At 61.0% G+C, this 18,191-nt stretch carries 15 protein-coding genes and 4 tRNA genes; 14 read left to right on the top strand and 5 right to left on the bottom strand.

Annotated features, from left to right (window positions below; all coding sequences use genetic code 11):
• The first annotated feature begins 14 nt into the window (after positions 1 to 14).
• The 5 genes from GOACH_RS07170 to GOACH_RS07190 all read left to right on the top strand — a co-directional run bounded on the left by GOACH_RS07170 (position 15) and on the right by GOACH_RS07190 (position 5,344).
• Complete coding sequence (locus GOACH_RS07170; protein WP_005172690.1) at positions 15 to 1,133, top strand: Rv3169 family protein; 1,119 nt, start codon at positions 15 to 17, stop codon at positions 1,131 to 1,133.
• 5 nt (positions 1,134 to 1,138) lie between these two features.
• Complete coding sequence (locus GOACH_RS07175; protein ID WP_005172693.1) at positions 1,139 to 2,197, top strand: phosphotransferase family protein; 1,059 nt, start codon at positions 1,139 to 1,141, stop codon at positions 2,195 to 2,197.
• 86 nt (positions 2,198 to 2,283) lie between these two features.
• On the top strand, positions 2,284 to 3,240 hold the full coding sequence (locus GOACH_RS07180) for a helix-turn-helix domain-containing protein (RefSeq protein ID WP_005172696.1): 957 nt from the start codon (positions 2,284 to 2,286) through the stop codon (positions 3,238 to 3,240).
• Positions 3,240 to 3,788 (top strand): dihydrofolate reductase family protein, encoded by a 549-nt coding sequence (locus tag GOACH_RS07185; protein ID WP_005172699.1) that lies wholly within the window; start codon positions 3,240 to 3,242, stop codon positions 3,786 to 3,788. The genes GOACH_RS07180 and GOACH_RS07185 overlap by 1 nt, the downstream gene beginning before the upstream one ends.
• A 107-nt stretch (positions 3,789 to 3,895) precedes the next feature.
• Positions 3,896 to 5,344: an HNH endonuclease gene (locus tag GOACH_RS07190; protein ID WP_005172703.1), complete on the top strand. Its 1,449-nt coding sequence runs from the start codon at positions 3,896 to 3,898 to the stop codon at positions 5,342 to 5,344.
• A gap of 47 nt (positions 5,345 to 5,391) precedes the next feature.
• On the opposite strand, the gene GOACH_RS07195 is transcribed toward GOACH_RS07190, so the two are convergent.
• Positions 5,392 to 5,464, bottom strand: a tRNA-Lys gene (locus GOACH_RS07195).
• A gap of 216 nt (positions 5,465 to 5,680) precedes the next feature.
• Here GOACH_RS07195 and GOACH_RS07200 point away from each other — a divergent pair.
• The 3 genes from GOACH_RS07200 to GOACH_RS07210 all read left to right on the top strand — a co-directional run bounded on the left by GOACH_RS07200 (position 5,681) and on the right by GOACH_RS07210 (position 5,971).
• A tRNA-Glu gene (locus tag GOACH_RS07200) sits at positions 5,681 to 5,753 on the top strand.
• 38 nt (positions 5,754 to 5,791) lie between these two features.
• Positions 5,792 to 5,868 (top strand) — tRNA-Asp (locus GOACH_RS07205).
• 29 nt (positions 5,869 to 5,897) lie between these two features.
• Positions 5,898 to 5,971: transfer RNA gene (locus GOACH_RS07210), tRNA-Phe, on the top strand.
• 74 nt (positions 5,972 to 6,045) lie between these two features.
• Here GOACH_RS07210 and GOACH_RS07215 read toward each other — a convergent pair.
• The 4 genes from GOACH_RS07215 to GOACH_RS23965 form a co-directional block, all read right to left on the bottom strand.
• Positions 6,046 to 7,164, bottom strand: a complete 1,119-nt coding sequence (locus GOACH_RS07215; protein WP_005172706.1) for a tyrosine-type recombinase/integrase — start codon at positions 7,162 to 7,164, stop codon at positions 6,046 to 6,048.
• Between the two features lie 6 nt (positions 7,165 to 7,170).
• Positions 7,171 to 7,314, bottom strand: coding sequence for a helix-turn-helix transcriptional regulator (locus GOACH_RS23295; protein ID WP_245551835.1), 144 nt, complete (start codon positions 7,312 to 7,314; stop codon positions 7,171 to 7,173).
• A gap of 65 nt (positions 7,315 to 7,379) precedes the next feature.
• Positions 7,380 to 8,198, bottom strand: a complete 819-nt coding sequence (locus GOACH_RS07220) for an ATP-binding protein (RefSeq protein WP_005172716.1) — start codon at positions 8,196 to 8,198, stop codon at positions 7,380 to 7,382.
• A 714-nt stretch (positions 8,199 to 8,912) separates the two neighbouring features.
• Positions 8,913 to 9,290, bottom strand: a complete 378-nt coding sequence (locus GOACH_RS23965) for a hypothetical protein (protein ID WP_005172721.1) — start codon at positions 9,288 to 9,290, stop codon at positions 8,913 to 8,915.
• Positions 9,291 to 9,423: 133 nt separating this feature from the next.
• Between GOACH_RS23965 and GOACH_RS07230 the strand changes: the two genes are divergently transcribed.
• The 6 genes from GOACH_RS07230 to GOACH_RS07255 all read left to right on the top strand — a co-directional run bounded on the left by GOACH_RS07230 (position 9,424) and on the right by GOACH_RS07255 (position 17,881).
• Positions 9,424 to 10,374 (top strand): hypothetical protein, encoded by a 951-nt coding sequence (locus tag GOACH_RS07230; protein ID WP_040517856.1) that lies wholly within the window; start codon positions 9,424 to 9,426, stop codon positions 10,372 to 10,374.
• Between the two features lie 293 nt (positions 10,375 to 10,667).
• Positions 10,668 to 13,370 carry a DNA methyltransferase gene (locus GOACH_RS07235; RefSeq protein WP_005172726.1) on the top strand — a complete coding sequence of 901 codons (2,703 nt, stop codon included), beginning with the start codon at positions 10,668 to 10,670 and terminating at the stop codon, positions 13,368 to 13,370.
• Entirely contained in the window at positions 13,367 to 15,334 is a 1,968-nt protein-coding gene (locus tag GOACH_RS07240) for a DEAD/DEAH box helicase (RefSeq protein WP_005172735.1), read from the top strand. The genes GOACH_RS07235 and GOACH_RS07240 overlap by 4 nt, the downstream gene beginning before the upstream one ends.
• Positions 15,331 to 16,530 (top strand): GIY-YIG nuclease family protein, encoded by a 1,200-nt coding sequence (locus tag GOACH_RS07245; protein WP_005172738.1) that lies wholly within the window; start codon positions 15,331 to 15,333, stop codon positions 16,528 to 16,530. The genes GOACH_RS07240 and GOACH_RS07245 overlap by 4 nt, the downstream gene beginning before the upstream one ends.
• A 143-nt stretch (positions 16,531 to 16,673) precedes the next feature.
• A complete protein-coding gene (locus GOACH_RS07250; protein WP_005172740.1) occupies positions 16,674 to 16,991 on the top strand; it encodes a transposase in 318 nt (105 codons plus the stop codon).
• Positions 16,988 to 17,881 carry an IS3 family transposase gene (locus tag GOACH_RS07255; RefSeq protein WP_005172744.1) on the top strand — a complete coding sequence of 298 codons (894 nt, stop codon included), beginning with the start codon at positions 16,988 to 16,990 and terminating at the stop codon, positions 17,879 to 17,881. Before GOACH_RS07250 ends, GOACH_RS07255 begins: the two co-directional genes overlap by 4 nt.
• The last annotated feature ends 310 nt before the right edge of the window (positions 17,882 to 18,191 follow it).

Here is an 18,191-nt window from a genome sequence, read left to right on the forward strand (position 1 = left end):
GAAGGGTGTCAACGATGCTTGTTCCACACGACGAGATGCTGTGCCATCAACTGTCGACGACGTTCGACCACGTGGGACAGAGTGACCTGCGCTGGGTCGAGCGCATCGTCATGTACGGCTTCGACATCTCCGGTGACGTCAACGTGATGACGGGTATGGCTCGATACCCCAACCGCAATGTCACCGACGCCTACGCCATGATCACGCGGAAAAACGGCACCGCCCACGTTGCCCGGATGTCGACGGAACTGCAGCCGGAGGGGCAGGGGGCTCTCGGCGTGTACCGGATCGGGCCGTTCACCTACGAGATCGAGGAGCCGCTCCGGTCGGTGCGAGTTCGATTGGAGCCCAACGAGACCGCAATATCGCTCGACCTTCGATTGCGGGGCCGATTCGATGCCTACGAGCAGACGCCCGCATTTCACCGCAGTCGCGGACGTGTTCTCGAAGACGCTCGACGCTTCTACCAGAACGGGATCGTCGAGGGTTTCCTGCAGATCGGCGACGAACGCCTCGAGATCGATTCGCGCAATTGGTGGTTCGGCCGCGATCACTCGTGGGGCGTGCGGCACGGCGGGGGCGGCGGCAGCATCTCGGAAGGCCCCGAGCGCCAGCCATCCGAGATCCCCGACGGCGTGCTGTACTACATGGGGATCTTCGAATTCGACGACGAATTGGTTCACTTCGCGCTGCGGGAGGACAGCGCGGGGCGTCGAACGCAATTCGAGGGCGAATTACTGTTCCCGATCGACACCCACCGGTCCCCGGGTACCGTGATCGACGTCGAGCACGACCTCACGTTCCGTGAGGACCTTCGCGTGGTGAGCGGCGGAAGCTTCACGATAGTCCGCGACGACCGCACCCGATCTCGCATCGACGTGAAGCCGCTCACCGACTTCTGGCCGGGGCTGGCGGGCTACGACGAGTATCGCGGCTACGCGAGCGGGTACTGGCGCGGTAAGGATGTCATCGACGGGTTCACGGTCAACACGCGCGACGTCGACGAGATCCGACCGGCCACCATGCTCAGTGAAACTCTCTGCGAGGTCGAGATGGACGGCAAAGTCGGTCACGGTCTGGTCGAGATGGTTTTCCTCGGGGCCTATCCGCGCTATGGCTACACAGGGTGGTGACGGCGATGGCGCACGACGAGAATCAGAGGCCGACGGCCGACGAACTGGTCACGTTGCTGACACCCATTCTGCAAGAACGACTTCCGGAGGCCAGAGGTACCGAGGTCGTCTCGTGCGTACGGACCGAGACCGGGTTCTCGACGGAGACATTCATCGTGACCGTAGCGGGCGTCGACCATCCGGGCGCGGAGTCGACGACGGCCCGCTACGTGCTGCGACGGCCCCCGCTGCTGCCGATCCTGCCCGGCTACGATCTTCGTCGACAATTCCTCGTGATGCAGCGACTCGCCGACTCCGACGTGCCCGTCCCACGCGTGCGATTCGAAGAGGCAGGAGTCACTGAACTCGGATCCCCGTACTTCGTGATGGACTATCTCGATTCGGCGCACACCGTCGGCGACGTGCCCTCCTATCACCAGGAGGGTGTCTTCGCCGACACCGACGATGCGGGACGCGCCCGGCTGTGGAACGGATGCATTGACATGATTGCGCGGATACATCGGGTGGACACACAGCGCTACCGCCTCGGCTTTCTGGCGCTCTCGCCCGATCCGTCCTCTGCTCCCGCGGATCTCGCGAGTTATCTGCGCACGTCGATCGAGTGGGCCTACGCCGGTGCAGCGACCCATCCAGGCCTGCTCGCGGGGCTCGACTGGCTGGACTCGCACCTGTATTCCCCGCGGCGGATAGGACTGTGCTGGGGCGATGCCCGCATGTCGAACCTGCTGTACAACAAGGGGTTCGAGCCGATTGCCGCGCTGGATTGGGAAATGGCTTATCTCGGTGACCAGGGCGCAGACATCGCCTGGATGCTGACCACCGACTGGATCAGCAGTCCGCACGAGGGTCACGCGCCGTCGCCCGGCGTTCCGTTGCCTGCTGAGACGGTCGCACGATACGAGGAGGCGGTCGGCGCGCCCGTGGAGAACATGACCTTCCACTTGATCAGCAGCGCATTACTCCTCGGTCTTCCCCTCATTCGCGTTGATGAGGCGATGGGACTCGACGGACTGCTGCCCGAGGTGTGTGCCAACAGGATCGCAGCGGTGCTGGACGGAGCTTGACGGTGCCACCAGACCGTCGGCCTGCAATCGTCAGGAGCGCAAGAACGGTCGGGTGCTGACCAGTCGGCGGGTCCCATACTGACCATATGCCCGCACACGGACGTGATCGACTCCGCGAACTCCTCGATGCGGTCCTCGACGAGGACAACGCCACGCTCGGAAGTATGGCTGCCAGCGCCTACTCGTCACCGTTTCACTTCAGTCGGCGAGTTGCACGCGACGTCGGGGAACCCCCGGCCGCGCTCCGACGCCGCGTTCTCCTCGAACGGGCTGCGTGGCAGGTGCGGCACGGCGCGTCGGTAACCGATGCCGCATTCGCCGCGGGGTATGAATCCGTGGAGGGTTTCAGCCGTGCGTTCGCGCGTGCGTACGGTCACCCGCCGAGTGCGATGCCTCCGGGCGTCGAGGGGCGGGGACATTGGCTGCCCGCACCGAACGGAATCCACTTCCATTCGCCGACAGTGCTTTACGTTGCGGGGTCGAGCACGTTCGGCGATGGGACGACGGCGTCGAGTGGTGATCTGGTGTCGCTGCTCGTCCGCCACGACGTCGACGACATCGCCGCGTTGCTCGACGTCGCGAAGTCGCTGAGTGACGAGGACTTCGACCGAGTGCGTCTGCCGGGAAACACCACGATCAGCTGGGACGGGTACGACGAGTCACTGTCGGATGTCCTGCACCACCTGGTGTTCGCCACGCTGCCGTGGATGGCCAGTATCGACGGCGACGATCTGCCCGACGTGGACATACGGTACGGCCCGGCGGAACTCGCCGACCGATACGACGAGATCGGTCCGCGGTGGCTGGCGGCGGTCCGCGATATCGACCGACGCGACGCGTGGGCGGACAGCATCATCGACGCGCTCTGTGATCCGCCGGAGTCTTTCGTGCTCGCCCAGATCGTCGGGCACGTGCTGACGTTCTCGGCGCATCGTCGGCAACTCGCCCGAACCATGTTCGCCCAGGCGGGGATCGATACCTCGGCACCAGAACTCGACCCCGATCCGATCACGTGGCAGCGCAGGCAAACCGGAGGAGAGTAATGAGTGCAACGACGCGGTTTCGGTACTACACGGCGACGAGTCTCGACGGCTTCCTGGCCGACGCCTCCGACTCGCTCGACTGGTTGCTCACTCAACCGATCGACGACGACGGTCCGATGAACTACGCCGACTTCATCGGCGGTGTCGGCTGCCTGGTGATGGGGTCGACCACCTACGAGTGGATCGTCGAACACGAAGTGGAACAGGGTAATCCGTGGCCGTACGAGATCCCGGCGATCGTGTTCAGTACGCGCGAGTTGACTCCCGTCGCCGAGAGCGTTCGTATCGTGTCTGGGGCGCCCGGTGTTCACCGCGAGGCCCTGCTCGACGCGGCGGCCGGTCGCGATGTGTGGGTCGTCGGGGGCGGCGACTTCGCCGCGCAGCTCTTCGCAGCGGGGATGCTCGACGAACTCATCGTCTCGATCGCACCGGTCCTGCTCGGCTCTGGACGTCCGCTGTTCACGGCGCGGTGCGATCTCGAACTGCTCGACGTTGCGCGTAACCATGGATTCGTCTGCGCGCGCTACGACGTCGCGGCGTTCCGCTGAACGCTTGTGCCTTGTCGGCGTTCAGCGGAACGTTCACTCCGAAACCCTGTCAGTACCCGCCGATACGATGCCCTTATCGAACACATCATCGATCTCCAGGGGTGGCCATGGCCGGCGGCAGCACAGACATATTCGACGAGGCTGATCCGTGCGAGCTGGCGGTGGGGGAGATCGCCGACCGGCTGGAAGGCTACGCGGGCCAGATCGCGAGTATGACTGCCCGGTTCCTGCTCCTGGTGTCAGAATTCGACCGACGCACCGGCTGGTCGGGTGACGGGATCATCTCGTGCGCACACTGGTTGACGTTGCGGACCGGGCTGTCGACGCGAACCGCGCAGGAGTACGTGCGGGTGGCACGCACCCTCGACGAATTGCCGAAGATACGTGTGGCGTTCGCGCAGGGGCGGTTGTCGTACTCGAAAGTGCGTGCACTGACTCGCGTCGTGACACCCGACCGCGAGGACGAACTGCTCAACGTCGCGTTGTCCGCCGACGCCGCTCAGCTCGAGCGGGTGGTCCGGGCTATCCGCTCCATAGATCAGCGGGAGCGCGAGGCCACCGAGGGTGAGGTCGAATCAACCGCGTCGTGGGAGTGGAATTCCGACGGCACCCTGTCGGTGCGGATGCGTTTGTCGGCGGTAGACGGGGCGTCGTTCATGGCGGCGACGGTCCGCGCCGAGTACGAGCGCACGCGGACGTCCGGGTCCGACGACCGCGGTCCGACCGTCGCCGATCTCGTGGCCGCACAGATCGAACGAGCCGGTGGGGCAGATCGCGAAGCCGACATCGAGGAGGCCGGTCTCGAGCCTGCGGATAGACGGCTGTGGCGCCACACGCCTGCGGACATCGCACCCGCGGTGGTGCTGATGGCCGAGACGATGCAGTCAGCGATCGAGGTGCCCACGTTCACGCCGGGTGCCGAAGTGGTCGTCCACACGCATGAGCGCGGCGAGGGCGTAGCTGACCGCACCGCGGCAGTCGCTCCCGATGCGCACGTCGAGGGTGGTCCGGCCCTGTCGGCGGCGGAGGCGGCAGAGGTGTCGTGCTCCGGCACGACGACCGACGTCCGCCATGATCGGAGGGGGACGGTGACGTCGTGGGGGCGTCGGACGCGGGTGCCGTCGACGCGGACCTTGCGGGCGATTCTGGACCGTGACGGCGGGTGCCGCTACCCGGGATGCGGACGGACACGGCACCTGCACGCGCATCACGTCCGGTTCTGGTCGCGTGGCGGGGCCACGACGCCCGACAACCTGGTGCTGCTGTGTTCATCGCATCACCGAGCGCTGCACCGAGGCGAGTTCTCGATCGAGGCGCATGCATTGCAGCAGTTCACATTTCATCGACAGATCGATGGGACCGTGATCGAGCGGGCGTCGTCGATCAGTGCGGCTCAGGGATGGCGGCCGGCAGCGATCGCCGACGGCGCGGTGGTGCCCGAGAACCCCGGACGGCTCGACCTCGGATACACGACCGAGGTCTTGTACGCCGCGTGGAGGTTCAAGCAGGCCGCCGGCAGTCGCGACGATTCGACGACGAGGACCTTGGCGGCGTGAGGGCGTTCAGCGGAACGCCGGCGTAGTGAGCGCCTCGCGATGACGAGTGCCCCCAGTAGGGCTCGAACCTACGACCTGCGGATTAAAAGTCCGTAGCTCTACCAACTGAGCTATAGGGGCGGATGCCTCGACGCTGTAGCCGACGCAGGATGAGAGTTTACAGGTCGATCCGGCGGCGGTGCGCTGACGGTCCGAGTCGAATTGTCGATGCCGTTCGGGTCGCGACCGGGTAAGGTATCCAGAGGGCGTCATCTCGCGCGAAATGCGGTCTGAACAGGCGATTTGTGAATTGCGCGAGCGGTGTCCTAAGCTGAGTCGGCTCCCAACGGAGAACCGGCCCCCTTCGTCTAGCGGCCTAGGACGCCGCCCTTTCAAGGCGGTAGCGCGGGTTCGAATCCCGTAGGGGGTACAACTGAGCCCCTACGGGGGAGCAGGAAAATTGAACATGGCCCTGTGGCGCAGTTGGTTAGCGCGCCGCCCTGTCACGGCGGAGGTCGCGGGTTCGAGTCCCGTCAGGGTCGCCAAAGGTTTCCGGTTTTGCACCGGACCTTCCGGCCAGGTAGCTCAGTTGGTACGAGCGTCCGCCTGAAAAGCGGAAGGTCGCCGGTTCGATCCCGGCCCTGGCCACGAGGACGTTTACGCAGGTCATACGCTGTTTCTCGATTGAGGGATAGCTCGTTGACATTGATTGCAGATTTATTCTAGTCGGCCGCTGGTCGGCCATCGATGGACGTGTCGTCCGCATCGGATACAAGGCGAGCGCTCAAGTTGTCGAGCGCATCGGCCACCGAATCAAGCTCGTCGTCGTAAAGATCGGCGTAAGTGTGCGCCGTCACCGTGATCGACGAATGACCCATTGTCTTCTGGAGCAGGCGCATGTCAGCGCCTGCGGATCGTGCCATAGAGGCATAGGTATGCCGAAGATCATGGACCCGCAGCGACGGACGAGCGATCTCAGCCGCCTTCTTCTTCCACCTGACCGATCGAACCCAATTCTCCCGACTAAGGCGAGCACCCATGGGCGAGCACACCGCAGCTTCGGTTCTCCCACGACCCGCAATGCGGGCCCTCAACAGCTCGCGAACGGTAGCGGGGATCGGGATCGACCGCTGGCCTGCCCGACTCTTGGTCGCACCTGTGACGAGTTTTCCGCCGACCTGTGTCATTGACCGTCGAACGTGAATGCGCCGCCGGTCCAGGTCGATATCCTCCACGTTGAGGCCGGTCAGTTCACCCCACCGAAGCCCGGTGTACGCGAGGATCATGACGATGTCGCCTTGAGCGCCGCACAGCTTCGCCAAGCGATCCACCTCCGACGCGGTGAGGTAGGTATGCGTTGGATGAGCCAGGGGAGGGAAGATCGTCTTGGTGGCTGGATTACGCGCGAGCCAGCCCTCCTCGACTGCGTGCTCAAGCACCATCCGCAAGACCGTATGGCGCCACCGTTTCGTGCGCGGGCCCACCGACATCGAGTTGATCCAGTTCTGCACGCTGGATCGATCCACCTTCGTCACCGGCCAGGCACCGAAAGCTGGCTCGATGTGATTGCGCCAGTTGTCTTCGTAGCCACGCCGAGTCTTCGCTGTCACATCTTGACGGCTCGACAGCCACGACTTGTACGCGTACGCCACCGTGATGGTGTTTCCGAGTCGCGGGTTGTAAACGGTCCCGCGGCTCTTCGCGGCCACCACCTCTGCTTCGAATACACGGGCTTCCCGCTCCGTCCGGAAGGATTTAGTAACCTTCCGTCGGTCGGGGAGCCGCCATTCAACCAGCCAGCGCGGTTCCCCTTTGCTCGTGACCTTCTTTCGGATACTCAATGCGTCCTACTTCACTGTCGATTGGGCGATCCAGGCCTGCACGTCGGACAGTGCCCACCGACGATGGCGTGCAGACAGGCGTAGATGTGGTGGCCCCTCGGCCGGCAATCCGGCCTCGCGCTGAGCCGCCCATTTATGCAGCGTGCTCACGCCAATGCCACCACAGACCTCTGACACTTCTTTGGCCGTCAACAAGACCTCAGTCGTCGTATGGCTCATTGGAACTCACTACCTCTGAGCCGCGCCGTAGCTACACCGGCGTTGGTTCCCCGTGCAGTGAATATCGCTTGAGATACGGCTTCGCGGTATCCGGCGTAGTCGAGATGGCGTGCCTTGAAAGGGGTCGGAGCGATGCCCGCGCCGACCAAAACGCCCTGTCCGGGCCGCGCGCCGAGAATCATCGACACGAGCGATTTGTCCTCGAAGATGACTTCGCTCGCCATCTTGATCGACATCGCGTCGGTCTGAGCCATGCACATGATCTGAGTCAATTGCGATCGCACCCCCTCGAGAAGCTTCGCCTCGGGCCGTTGGACGCTGATCAGCAGGTTGATACGCACCTTGCGGCCCTCCATGCCGATTCTTGCGACTATCCGCTCCGCTTCCAGTCGTTCGGCCCGCGCCAACTGCAGCTGTAGGGCCGCCCATTCTTCGAGCACCACTACGACCAGCGGCAAGTCACGCCCGAGCCAGGAGGAGGGAATGAGATCGATTCCCACCTCGGCTAGGGCCGCGAGTCGCTTGTCTAGTTCTGACTCGATAGCGGACAGCGCCGCGGTTGCCGCAAGTAGTTGCTTTTTGGACGATCCGATAGAGATCCAGCGGTGAGTCCCTAGAGGACCCAGCAAGATGCCGGTCGGGTCCACACCGCACACACAAACGCTCGGCATTCCGACCGCGTGGCGGATTATCTCGTATGTCGCACTTGACTTTCCCGAGCCAGTCACACCGGCGATCAGTGTGTGCTGGTCAAGTCGCATGTGCACGCCACGTCCCTGTGCATCGACGGCAAACGCTATCGCCGGGGTAATCATTGCGCACCGCCGTCGCGCCGTACTTTCGCCAGTGCTTCCATAAACGCGATGCGATCGGCAACTGGATCTGGCCTGCTGGAGGAACTGGCGGATCCCGAGTGCGCCGACGAACGCTGAACATCTGCGAGGGGGTCTCGTGACTCCAGTGCGAAGGTGACGGATCGACGATCACACGCGACAACCGCCATAGGCGCGGCTCCGGGTAGCAAGCCCTCAAGGCGGTGGACGGCGGCAAGGTCTACATGAGAACCCGAAACACCTTCAGGCAATACGATCTTCGCGCGAGGCCCTGTCGGTGACATCCATATCCGATCGACTCGAGGATGTTGAGGTATCGCGTTCGGCGAGGGGTATGACAGTGACTCCAGACCAGGAGCTGCCCAATCGACAGAGCGCCAGCCGCGCATCCATGACGACTCCGCTGGAGACTCATCGGTAAGTTCGTCAGCCATTTCAAGAGCGACTGCGCACGCGGACCAGACGATGGCGGCGACTACTGCCAAGATCGCTAGGACAACAAGGAACGAGATCATGCTAGAACCTCCGCCCGCTCTGCGGGGGCGTGTAGCCCCTGGGATGATGCGGGGTTCTGCCTTTCGACGCTGGACTCAGCGCGGCGCTTGACTCCGTGCGTGGCTGTGCGGCCTACTTCGTGCAGAATGTGCGTGTCGTCACAGCGGATACGCCGCGACTTGAAACTGAGGTTGTACCCGGTCATTGGACGGCCGCCTTCGTCTGTGCGGGCTTGGCTGCCAACTCGATCCCCTCGGGTGCGTCGAACCATAGACCGCTGGAACCATTCGCTGACCACGCGGCCGCATAGAGTTGCCCACGAACACGGATCAGATCTCGACGGTTTAACTTGGGTGGGTCGGCCTGGTAGGTCGTGAGTTTCGCTCGTCGCTCTTCATCGAGTTCTGGCCACCACACCAGTACTTCCAACTCGATTCCCTGAATTCCGTTGCGCATCTTGGGTTCTCGCACGCGACCGTTGGGAGTGTCGCGTTGCTTCTCTGCGGGGCGAATGACCCTCACTTCGATCTCCCATCCTGCCGCATTGACCGGTACCTGGGTGAGTTCGCGTATAGCCATGCGCTTCTAACCTCCGTCTCTTGCTGGACGTCTCATGAGATCCACGGGACGTTGTGATAATACCACGCTTAAAAAAATGAACCACCTAAACTGTGCATCAACGCCCAGTGGTTGGCTGCCTATAATGCGTGCTGTGGGTTACTCGCGTGAGCGTCAGGAGCAGGTGATCGACCTGTGGCGTGAGTTGCGACCAGGGCTCAAGTCGGACCGACAGGCGGCGCTTGAGGTCTCCGACCGGACGGGGGTGCCCGCGGAGACGATTCGTAGGTGGGTCAAACGTGCGGACGCTACGTCGCCTCCGCCTGCGGTCAATGAAGGCGTAGCTGACGCAGCAGACCTCTTTCTGCGGCCTAATAGTGTCAAAGCGCTGGTCGCGCAGCTCGATTCGTACACTGATTCGCTAGAACGGCACCAACGTACTGTTGGAGACCTGCGCGCCAGATTCGCGGAACTGGCTGATACAGGCAACGAATCAAGTCGCGATAACGGCGCGGAGGATCTTGACGCCCTCTTGAGTAGCCTTCGCGACCATCAGAGCGATTTGCGCGACCTCACAGATTCCGTGATGAGCATCGCGGTCGGTACGTACCGGCACTCCTTGCAGGCCGTCGCGAGCAGTGTCGGGATGTCAGCAACAGGGGTCCGCCGTCGAGTCGCAAACTACGACATCGAACGTGCCTACCGATTCCTTGACTCCGGTGACCAGTTGCTAGAACAGGTGGAAGTGCTGATGACCGCGCTGAAGGGCTGCGGTGGTGTTCTGAATTCCGAGGTCGAGAACGCCTTCAAGCTCTACTTTGAACTCCTCACCAACGTTGTCGTTGCAGCTGGTTACGGTCAGCGGTGGATGACCCCGGAGCACGCCCAAGAACCTACGCTTCTGCTGCTAGACAACATGAGGTTGTTGAACAGGTCGGTCTACGATGCGATTGAGAGGGTCGGACTGCGGACTGATCGGCCGCTGCTGCGATCAGCCGTTGAACTCGAGGTAGCGCTCGATTCGATACGCGGACGCTTGGCTGAGGGGGTCCGTTCCGAAGCGGCGGGTTCGGTCCGCAGAGTCTCTAGGCCGCCCGAGGATTAACCGGATGTCGAGCCACGCAGCATCTCTCGACCTCACCAACCGGATCAACCTCGGCCCATAGCGACTTACGTATGAAGTGTCGGCTCAGCTGGCACTTGCTGGACTCAACAGCGCCGTGATCCGACGCAGTCAGGTGTCCGGCTGGTCGCAACACCTCAGCGGCCGACCTAGCTGCCCAACGAATGTCACCAAGTCCTCCAGCCCCGACCTGGGAATGGGGTACTGGCTGTCGAAGCTATCGCGGAGTGGAATGCTTATCGCACTGGTAGTGGTTTCGAGGAGGGTTAACGCGCGTGGTGAGACTGAACCTGAAGGCGGTCGAAGAGCGGGTGGCCCCGCTCGCGCGGCGCGAATCCTACGATCGCGAATTCATCTTCGATCTACTCCTAGCCTATGGGAAGCCCAAGGGTAACGTCACCCGGTTGCGTAACGGGTCGCTCAACGTCGCGGCCGATCCGAGTCGCGAAATCGCACAGAAGAACGTTGTCTACTTCCGCGAGACGGACCGCGAGCCGTTGGCTGACGTCGAGGAGCTGCGGACATCACCGGACGTCGTTCGGTACAACCCACGGTTCGTAATCGCCACCGACTACGACGAGCTGGTCGCGGTCGACATGAAGACCGGCGAGAGCAAGGTCTTCCCGATCCGCGACATCGACAAGCACTTCACGTTCTTCCTTCCCTGGGCTGGCATGGAGAAGGCGCAGTACACCTCCGAGGCCCACGCCGACGTCAAGGCCGCCGAGCGAATGGGCAAGCTGTTCGACGAGCTGTTGCAGGCGAACCCGGACCTCATCGACGAGCAGCATGGCCGTCATGCGCTGAACGTGTTCTTCACCCGACTGCTGTTCTGCTTCTTCGCCGAGGACACCGGGATCTTCGACGACGGTCAGTTCACCACCGCGGTGGGGTCGCACACCCAGGCCGACGGGTCGGACGTGCAGGAGTTCCTGACAGATCTGTTCAACGCCCTGGACACCGAGAATCCCGAGGACAAGGCGAGCTACCTGTCAGCGTTCCCGTACGTCAACGGTCGCCTGTTCGAGGTCACCAACCAGCACGTAGTGCCAGCGTTCACCAAGTCCGCCCGTCGGCTGCTTCTAGATCTGGGAGTTCTGGACTGGAGCGAGATCAACCCCGACATCTTCGGGTCAATGTTCCAGGCGATCGTCACCCCGGGAAAGCGGTCGGACCTCGGGCAGCACTACACATCGGTGCCGAACATCCTCAAGACGATCGAGCCGCTGTTCCTCGATGAACTGAAGGAGGAGTTCGACGCGGGCTTCAGCAGCGTCGGCAAGCTGGAGAAGCTACTGGAGCGGATCGGCGCGATCAAAGTCTTCGACCCCGCCTGCGGGTCGGGGAACTTTTTGGTCATCGCCTACAAGGAATTGCGACGCCTGGAGCACGCGATTCTTGAACGACTTGCCGACTTGAGCCCCAAACACCAAGTGCTGTACGCCGTGTCGAAAATTGACATCGAGAATTTCTATGGCATTGAGATCGATGATTTCGCCGTCGAGGTGGCAATCCTGTCCTTGTGGCTCGCCAAGCATCAGATGAACGCAGAGTTTAGGGAGAAATTCAGAGTTTCCATCCCCCTCATTCCCCTGCGTGATTCTGGTCAGATCAATCAGGGAAACTCCTTGACTGTCGAATGGTCTGAAATCTGCCCGAATAGAGGAGCAGAGGAAATATATGTGCTCGGTAATCCGCCGTATCTTGGGAGTAGGAATCAGTCGGCGAAGCACAAACGTGATCTTGCCACCATTACCAAAAACTATAAGAGTCTCGACTATGTTTCAGGTTGGGTAGTTAAGGGTGCTGAGTACATACGCGGAACGAGGGCAAGACTCGCGTTGGTGACAACCAATTCCATTACGCAAGGAGAGCAGGTGGCACTCCTCTGGCCGGCGGTATTGGGGGATAACTTAGAGATTTCTTATGCATATACCTCATTTCCATGGGCGAATAAAGCACGAAATTCCGCGGGCGTCACATGTGTTGTAATTTCACTTCGGAATAAGTCCATAGATGCTAAGTATCTGTATACAGATCAATTTCGACTCCGTGTTGATACTATAAACGCTTACCTTGCTGGCGGTCCAATGGTCTGGCTGTCGCGTCGCCGAAACCCTCTGAGTCCTCAGATGCCCCGTCTTGGATACGGCTCAATGCCCAATGATGGAGGAAACCTGATCTTATCGGATTCGGAAAAGAATAAACTCCTGGAGAGCCATCCGGAAGTGGAGCGCTACATTAGGGGGTATTGTGGGTCTGATGAGTTCGTTAAAGGTAAGACTAGATGGTGTCTGGTAATTCCCGACGACCATCTGCGACAGGCTTACAATATTCCGGAACTTGCATATCGCCTCGACCGGACAAGGGAGCACCGGTTAAGGAGCACTGAAAAGTCGACCAATGCACTGGCGTCAAGCCCGAATCGATTCTACTACTTCGCACATGTTGATTCGGACTCATTAATTGTTCCCAGCATCTCCTCAGAGCGACGGGAGTATATTCCCATTGGTTATGTCGGCCCCGATGTCATTGGCTCCAATAAGGCACTAGTCATGACCGAGACCAATTTCTGGGCTTTTGCATTGACGACTTCATTAATGCATATGATTTGGATGCGGTCCGTTTCTGGACGTCTTGAGAATCGATATCAGTATTCTAATACAATTGTTTACAATAATTTTCCTGTTCCTGAACTGTCTGCGCAAGTGAAGGAGAAATTGACAGTTGCGGCATTGCGGATACTGGACGTCCGTGAGTATCACTGCGAGAAAACATTGGCCGAACTTTACGATCCGGACAAGATGCCCGATGATCTGCGGGCCGCGCACGCTGAGGTTGACGCATTGGTGGATTCGATCTATTCCAAGCGTGGCTACGAGACGGACGAGGAGCGGTTGTCAGACCTGTTCGCTATGTATGAGGAGATGGCCGCTGCGGAGCAGGCGGCAAAGCCGGCGAAGAGGAGCAAGAAGTGAGTAGCACGGTGAATGTCGTTGACGTGACGTACGCGCAGACCGGTGCATCGGTGAACACTGACGCGTTGGGTATGCGGGAGATGCAGCAGCGCGTGTTCGCCAAGCGGGACGCCCAGCACTTGTTGATCAAGGCTCCACCGGCCTCGGGCAAGTCCCGGGCGTTGATGTTCGTGGGTCTCGACAAGCTATACAACCAGGGTCGCAGAAAGGTGATCGTCGCTGTCCCGGAGCGTTCGATCGGGGCATCTTTCTCGACGACAAAGCTGACCGCGCACGGTTTCTTTGCTGACTGGGAGGTCAAGCCAGAGCGAAACCTGTGCACGCCTGGGTCGTCGGCGGGCAAGGTCGATGCGTTCGTCGACTTCTTAAGCAGCGCTGATCCGATTCTGGTGTGCACGCATGCGACGTTGAGGTTCGCGTTCGAGCGGTTGGCGCCGGATGAGTTCAACGGCACCGTGCTGGCGATCGACGAGTTCCATCACGTCTCGGCCGATACCGAGAATTCCCGTCTGGGGGCACTGTTGAAGGAGGTTATGGTCGGCTCAGACGTGCACATAGTGGCGATGACCGGCTCGTACTTTCGTGGCGACTCGGTGCCGGTCCTCTCGTCCGAGGACGAGGCGCAGTTCACGCCGGTGACGTTCAACTACTACGACCAGCTCAACGGCTACCAGTTTCTGAAGTCGCTGGGGATCGGGCACCACTTCTATCAGGGCCGCTACACCGAAGCGATTGGCGAGGTGCTGGACCTGGACAAGAAGACGATCGTGCACATCCCAAGCGTGAACTCTGGTGAGTCGACCAAAGACAAGATCGAAGAGGTCGGGTTCATTATCGACACGATCGGCGACGTGATCGACACCGAACCCGACACCGGAATCATCCGCATTCGCCGCACCGACACTGGTGAGGTGCTGCGGGTGGCTGATCTCGTCGACGACACCGATCAGAAGAAGCGCGCCGACACGCTGCACTATCTGTCGACCGTCGCGGCGAAGGACCGTGACGGCGTCGACATCATCGTCGCGCTGGGGATGGCGAAGGAGGGCTTCGACTGGCCGTTCGCCGAGCACGCTCTGACCGTCGGGTATCGGGCGTCGTTGACCGAGATTATCCAGATTATCGGCCGGGTCACCCGCGACAGCCCTGGTAAGACGCATGCGCAGTTCACGAACCTGCTGGCCGAGCCCGATGCTGAGCGGGGTGAGGTGACCGTATCGGTGAACAATATGCTCAAGGCGATCACCGCGTCGCTGCTGATGGAGCAAGTGCTAGCACCGAACTTCAACTTCAAGGCCAAACGAGGCAACGACGACGCGCCTGAGCCGGGGACGATCAAGATCAAGGGCTTCAAGGAGCCGTCTAGCGAGCGGGTCAAGCAGATCGTCGAAACTGACCTGAACGATCTGAAAGCAAACATTCTGCAGGACGACACGTTCGCCAAGGCCGCGGCGGGCAGCGTTGACCCGGAGACCACGAACAAGGTCCTGATCCCGAAGATTATCCGCGAACGCTACCCGGACCTGACTGATGAGCAGGTCGAGGAGGTTCGGCAGCACGTTGTGGTGGACTCGGTGATTAAGAATGGCGAGGTTCGTGAGGTCGGCGATAAGCGGTTCATCAAGATGGGCGATACGTTCAGGAACATCGATGAGGTCAGCATCAACCTGATCGACAGGGTCAATCCGTTCCAACGAGCTTTCGAGGTGATGTCGAAGTCGGTGACGCCCTCGGTACTCAAGATCATTTCCGACGCGATCACGAGCACACGCGTGGAGATCAGCGAGGAGGAGGCGCTCGCGCTGTTCCCTAAGATTCAGAGCTGGGTCAAGGTCAACGGTCGACGCCCCGACGTGCGCTCAGACAATCCGACAGAGAAGCGGTACGCCGAAGCGCTGCTGTTTTTGCAACGGCTCAAGCAGCAGCGGCTGGCCCAGAAACAAGCAATCGAGAATGCTCAATGACGACGGATGACAAGACCGCAGGAGGCGACGATCAACCAGCGCCTGACGCGTTCCAGCAGCTCCTTGACGCCGATATTGACGGCCTTCTGGACACGCCGGAAAAGGCCAAGAAGATCACGTCCAGTGATCGGTTGGAGCGAGCGTTCTTAGAGATCGTGGAGTTCCGACGGGCACAGGCCCGGCTCCCGAGCTCGACCACAAGGGAAATTTCTGAGCGCAAACTTGGAGCACGTCTGGAGGGTATTCTTGCTGACGACAGCAAGATCGAGGCACTCAAGCATCTTGACGAGTTCGGCCTTCTCGACGTACCCGCCGCGCCTGGCTCAATTGACGAACTCCTTGAGGGCGATCCACTCGATCTTTTGGATGACGAGACCGGTATCTTCGACGTCTCCACCCTGCCCGTCCGCAAGCAGCACTTCGAGACCGAGGAAACGGCACGTCGCCAGCCCGCGAACGATTTCGCAGATTTCGCGCCGCTGTTTCAGCAGAAGCATGACGAGCTGCGTAACGGCGCAAGCCAGCTACTGCCGTATCCCGGGTTGAAGCACATCGCACCAGGTGCCTTCTTCGTCCTCAACGGAGTAATGTTGTTCATCGCTGAAGTCGGCGAGACTGAGTACAAGAAGTCGACCGTTCGCGAGAACAAGCGGGAACGCCTCCGCTGCATCTTCGAGAACGGCACCGAATCACGGATGTACCGCCAATCCTTGGCGATTCGGTTGGGTGATGAGGATGGCCAGATTGTTGTGCCCCGGCTGGGACCGGACATCCTTACAGACGATGAGGTCAGTGGCTACATCTACGTCTTGCGCTCTCAGAGCTCCGATCCGCAGATCGCCGGGATCGCCGACTTGCATAAGATTGGCTTCTCGCGTGGGCCGGTCGAAACAAGGATCAAGAACGCCGACAAGTCGCCCACATATCTGATGGCGCCGGTTGAGGTTGTCGCGACCTACCGGATCTATAACACGCGCGCCTCAGCGCTGGAGAACCTCCTCCATCGTGTCTTTGCCGACGTCCGTCTGAATCTGACCCAGATCGACAAGAACGGCCGCAACTATGATCCCTCCGAGTGGTTTGTCGTGCCGCGCAGGATTATTGACCAAGCGATCGAGCTGATCATCTCGGGAGAGATCGTTCACTACCGGTATGACGCGACCACCCGCCGACTAGTCGGACGACAGGAGTGCTAGACACGATCTCCTTGGCGAACCGCTCGCAGGCGGAGGCCGGAACTGGCGTCTTGCCCCGTCACCCTTCATGCTGCTTGAACCTCCCCAGTTTGAGTGGACACCTGAGATAGCGGGGCGAAGGGTCCTGCTGGGAGGATGTCTACATGTCCAGGACGCGTCGGTCGTTTACGCCTGAGTTCAAGGCGGAGGCTGCTCGTCGGGTGATCGACGGGGGACGGCCGGTCACCGAGGTCGCACGTGAACTCAACGTGCACGAGAACTTGTTGGGCAAATGGGTTCGCGCTGAACGGATGCGCGATGGTGTCGCCGACGAGATGCGCAATGCCCCACCGGACCGGGATCTGTCGGCTGGTGAGCACGCGGAGTTGACCCGGTTACGCGCGGAGCTCGCCGAGAAGGATCGCGATCTAGCGTTCCTGAAAAAAGTATCGGCGTACTTTGCGGCGCAGCAACATCGGTGAGCAAGTTCGAGCTCATCGCCGCGGAGTGCGCCGACCACGACATCACGAAACTCACTGAACTGCTCGGTGTTTCACGATCCGGATTCTACGCGTGGGTGGATCGGCAACGCCGCACTGAACTGACAGCGCGACAGCAGTGGCGTCGCGATTTGGAGGTGAAGATCCTCGCCCACTGGCAGGCATCCACGCGCACCTATGGTTCACCGCGGATCACCGCCGACCTGCACGCCGAGGGTGTCGCGGTCTCGGAGAACACCGTCGCCAAGATTATGGCCGAGATGGGTATCGAGGGCATCAGCCCACGCACCTTCAAGGTCAAGACCACCCAGGTCGATCCGACCGCGACGTTCCCACCGGACCGGGTCGGGCGGGTGTTCGACCAGGGTGGCATCGACCTGGTCTGGACCTCCGACATCACGTATCTGACCTGCGGTGAAGGGGATGCGTATCTGTGTGCGATTCGTGATGAGCACTCGCGGCGGGTGCTGGGCTGGTCACTGGCCGATCACATGCGCACCGAGCTGGTCGAGACGGCCGTGGACGCCGCGGTGTTCACCCGCGGGGGGTCAGTGGCCGGCACCATCCTGCACAGCGACCGCGGCAGCCAGTACACCAGCCACGACATGGCCGCAGCATGCGGCAAGTACGACCTCAAGCGCTCGATGGGCGCGACGGGGATCTGCTGGGACAACGCCGGCGCCGAGTCGCTGTGGTCAACGGTCAAGCACGAGTACTACAAGCGGCACGCGTTCACCAGCTACACGAATCTTACTGCAGGACTTGACAATTACGTACGCTTCTACAATCATGACAGGAGGCACAGCTCGCTGGGAATGATCTCGCCCATCGCCTTCGAGATCAAGTCACTGACCAGTCAGCAATCAAGCTAACCGTGTCCACTTTTTCGGGGGAGCCTCAGCTTGTATCGAGACGGCCACCCGTCTAAGACGGGCGAGTCTCGTCACTTCCAGAGAGTTCTTCGTTCAGGTCGACCAGTAGTGATCCGCTTGGCGTGCCCGCTGTGTTACAAAACGCCGACCGAAGCCATCAAGCACAAGAAGTCACCCTTTCGGAGTACCTTAAGCGCCAGTATCCGAACAGACGGCTACTCCAGATGGAGTACGAGCGTGCGGCGGGTCCGCTGGCATCGGTGAGTGCAGTCGAGTCGTTACCGCCCTCAATGGAACCCCACAAAGGAGC

It is taken from the genome of Gordonia aichiensis NBRC 108223, assembly GCF_000332975.1.
Taxonomy (GTDB): domain Bacteria; phylum Actinomycetota; class Actinomycetes; order Mycobacteriales; family Mycobacteriaceae; genus Gordonia; species Gordonia aichiensis.

Coding starts and splice junctions, on each gene's coding strand:
- GOACH_RS07170 (WP_005172690.1), top strand. CDS start 15: ATGCTTGTTCCACACGACGAGATGCTGTGCCATCAACTGTCGACGACG.
- GOACH_RS07175 (WP_005172693.1), top strand. CDS start 1,139: ATGGCGCACGACGAGAATCAGAGGCCGACGGCCGACGAACTGGTCACG.
- GOACH_RS07180 (WP_005172696.1), top strand. CDS start 2,284: ATGCCCGCACACGGACGTGATCGACTCCGCGAACTCCTCGATGCGGTC.
- GOACH_RS07185 (WP_005172699.1), top strand. CDS start 3,240: ATGAGTGCAACGACGCGGTTTCGGTACTACACGGCGACGAGTCTCGAC.
- GOACH_RS07190 (WP_005172703.1), top strand. CDS start 3,896: ATGGCCGGCGGCAGCACAGACATATTCGACGAGGCTGATCCGTGCGAG.
- GOACH_RS07220 (WP_005172716.1), bottom strand. CDS start 8,198: ATGATTACCCCGGCGATAGCGTTTGCCGTCGATGCACAGGGACGTGGC.
- GOACH_RS23965 (WP_005172721.1), bottom strand. CDS start 9,290: ATGGCTATACGCGAACTCACCCAGGTACCGGTCAATGCGGCAGGATGG.
- GOACH_RS07245 (WP_005172738.1), top strand. CDS start 15,331: ATGACGACGGATGACAAGACCGCAGGAGGCGACGATCAACCAGCGCCT.
- GOACH_RS07250 (WP_005172740.1), top strand. CDS start 16,674: ATGTCCAGGACGCGTCGGTCGTTTACGCCTGAGTTCAAGGCGGAGGCT.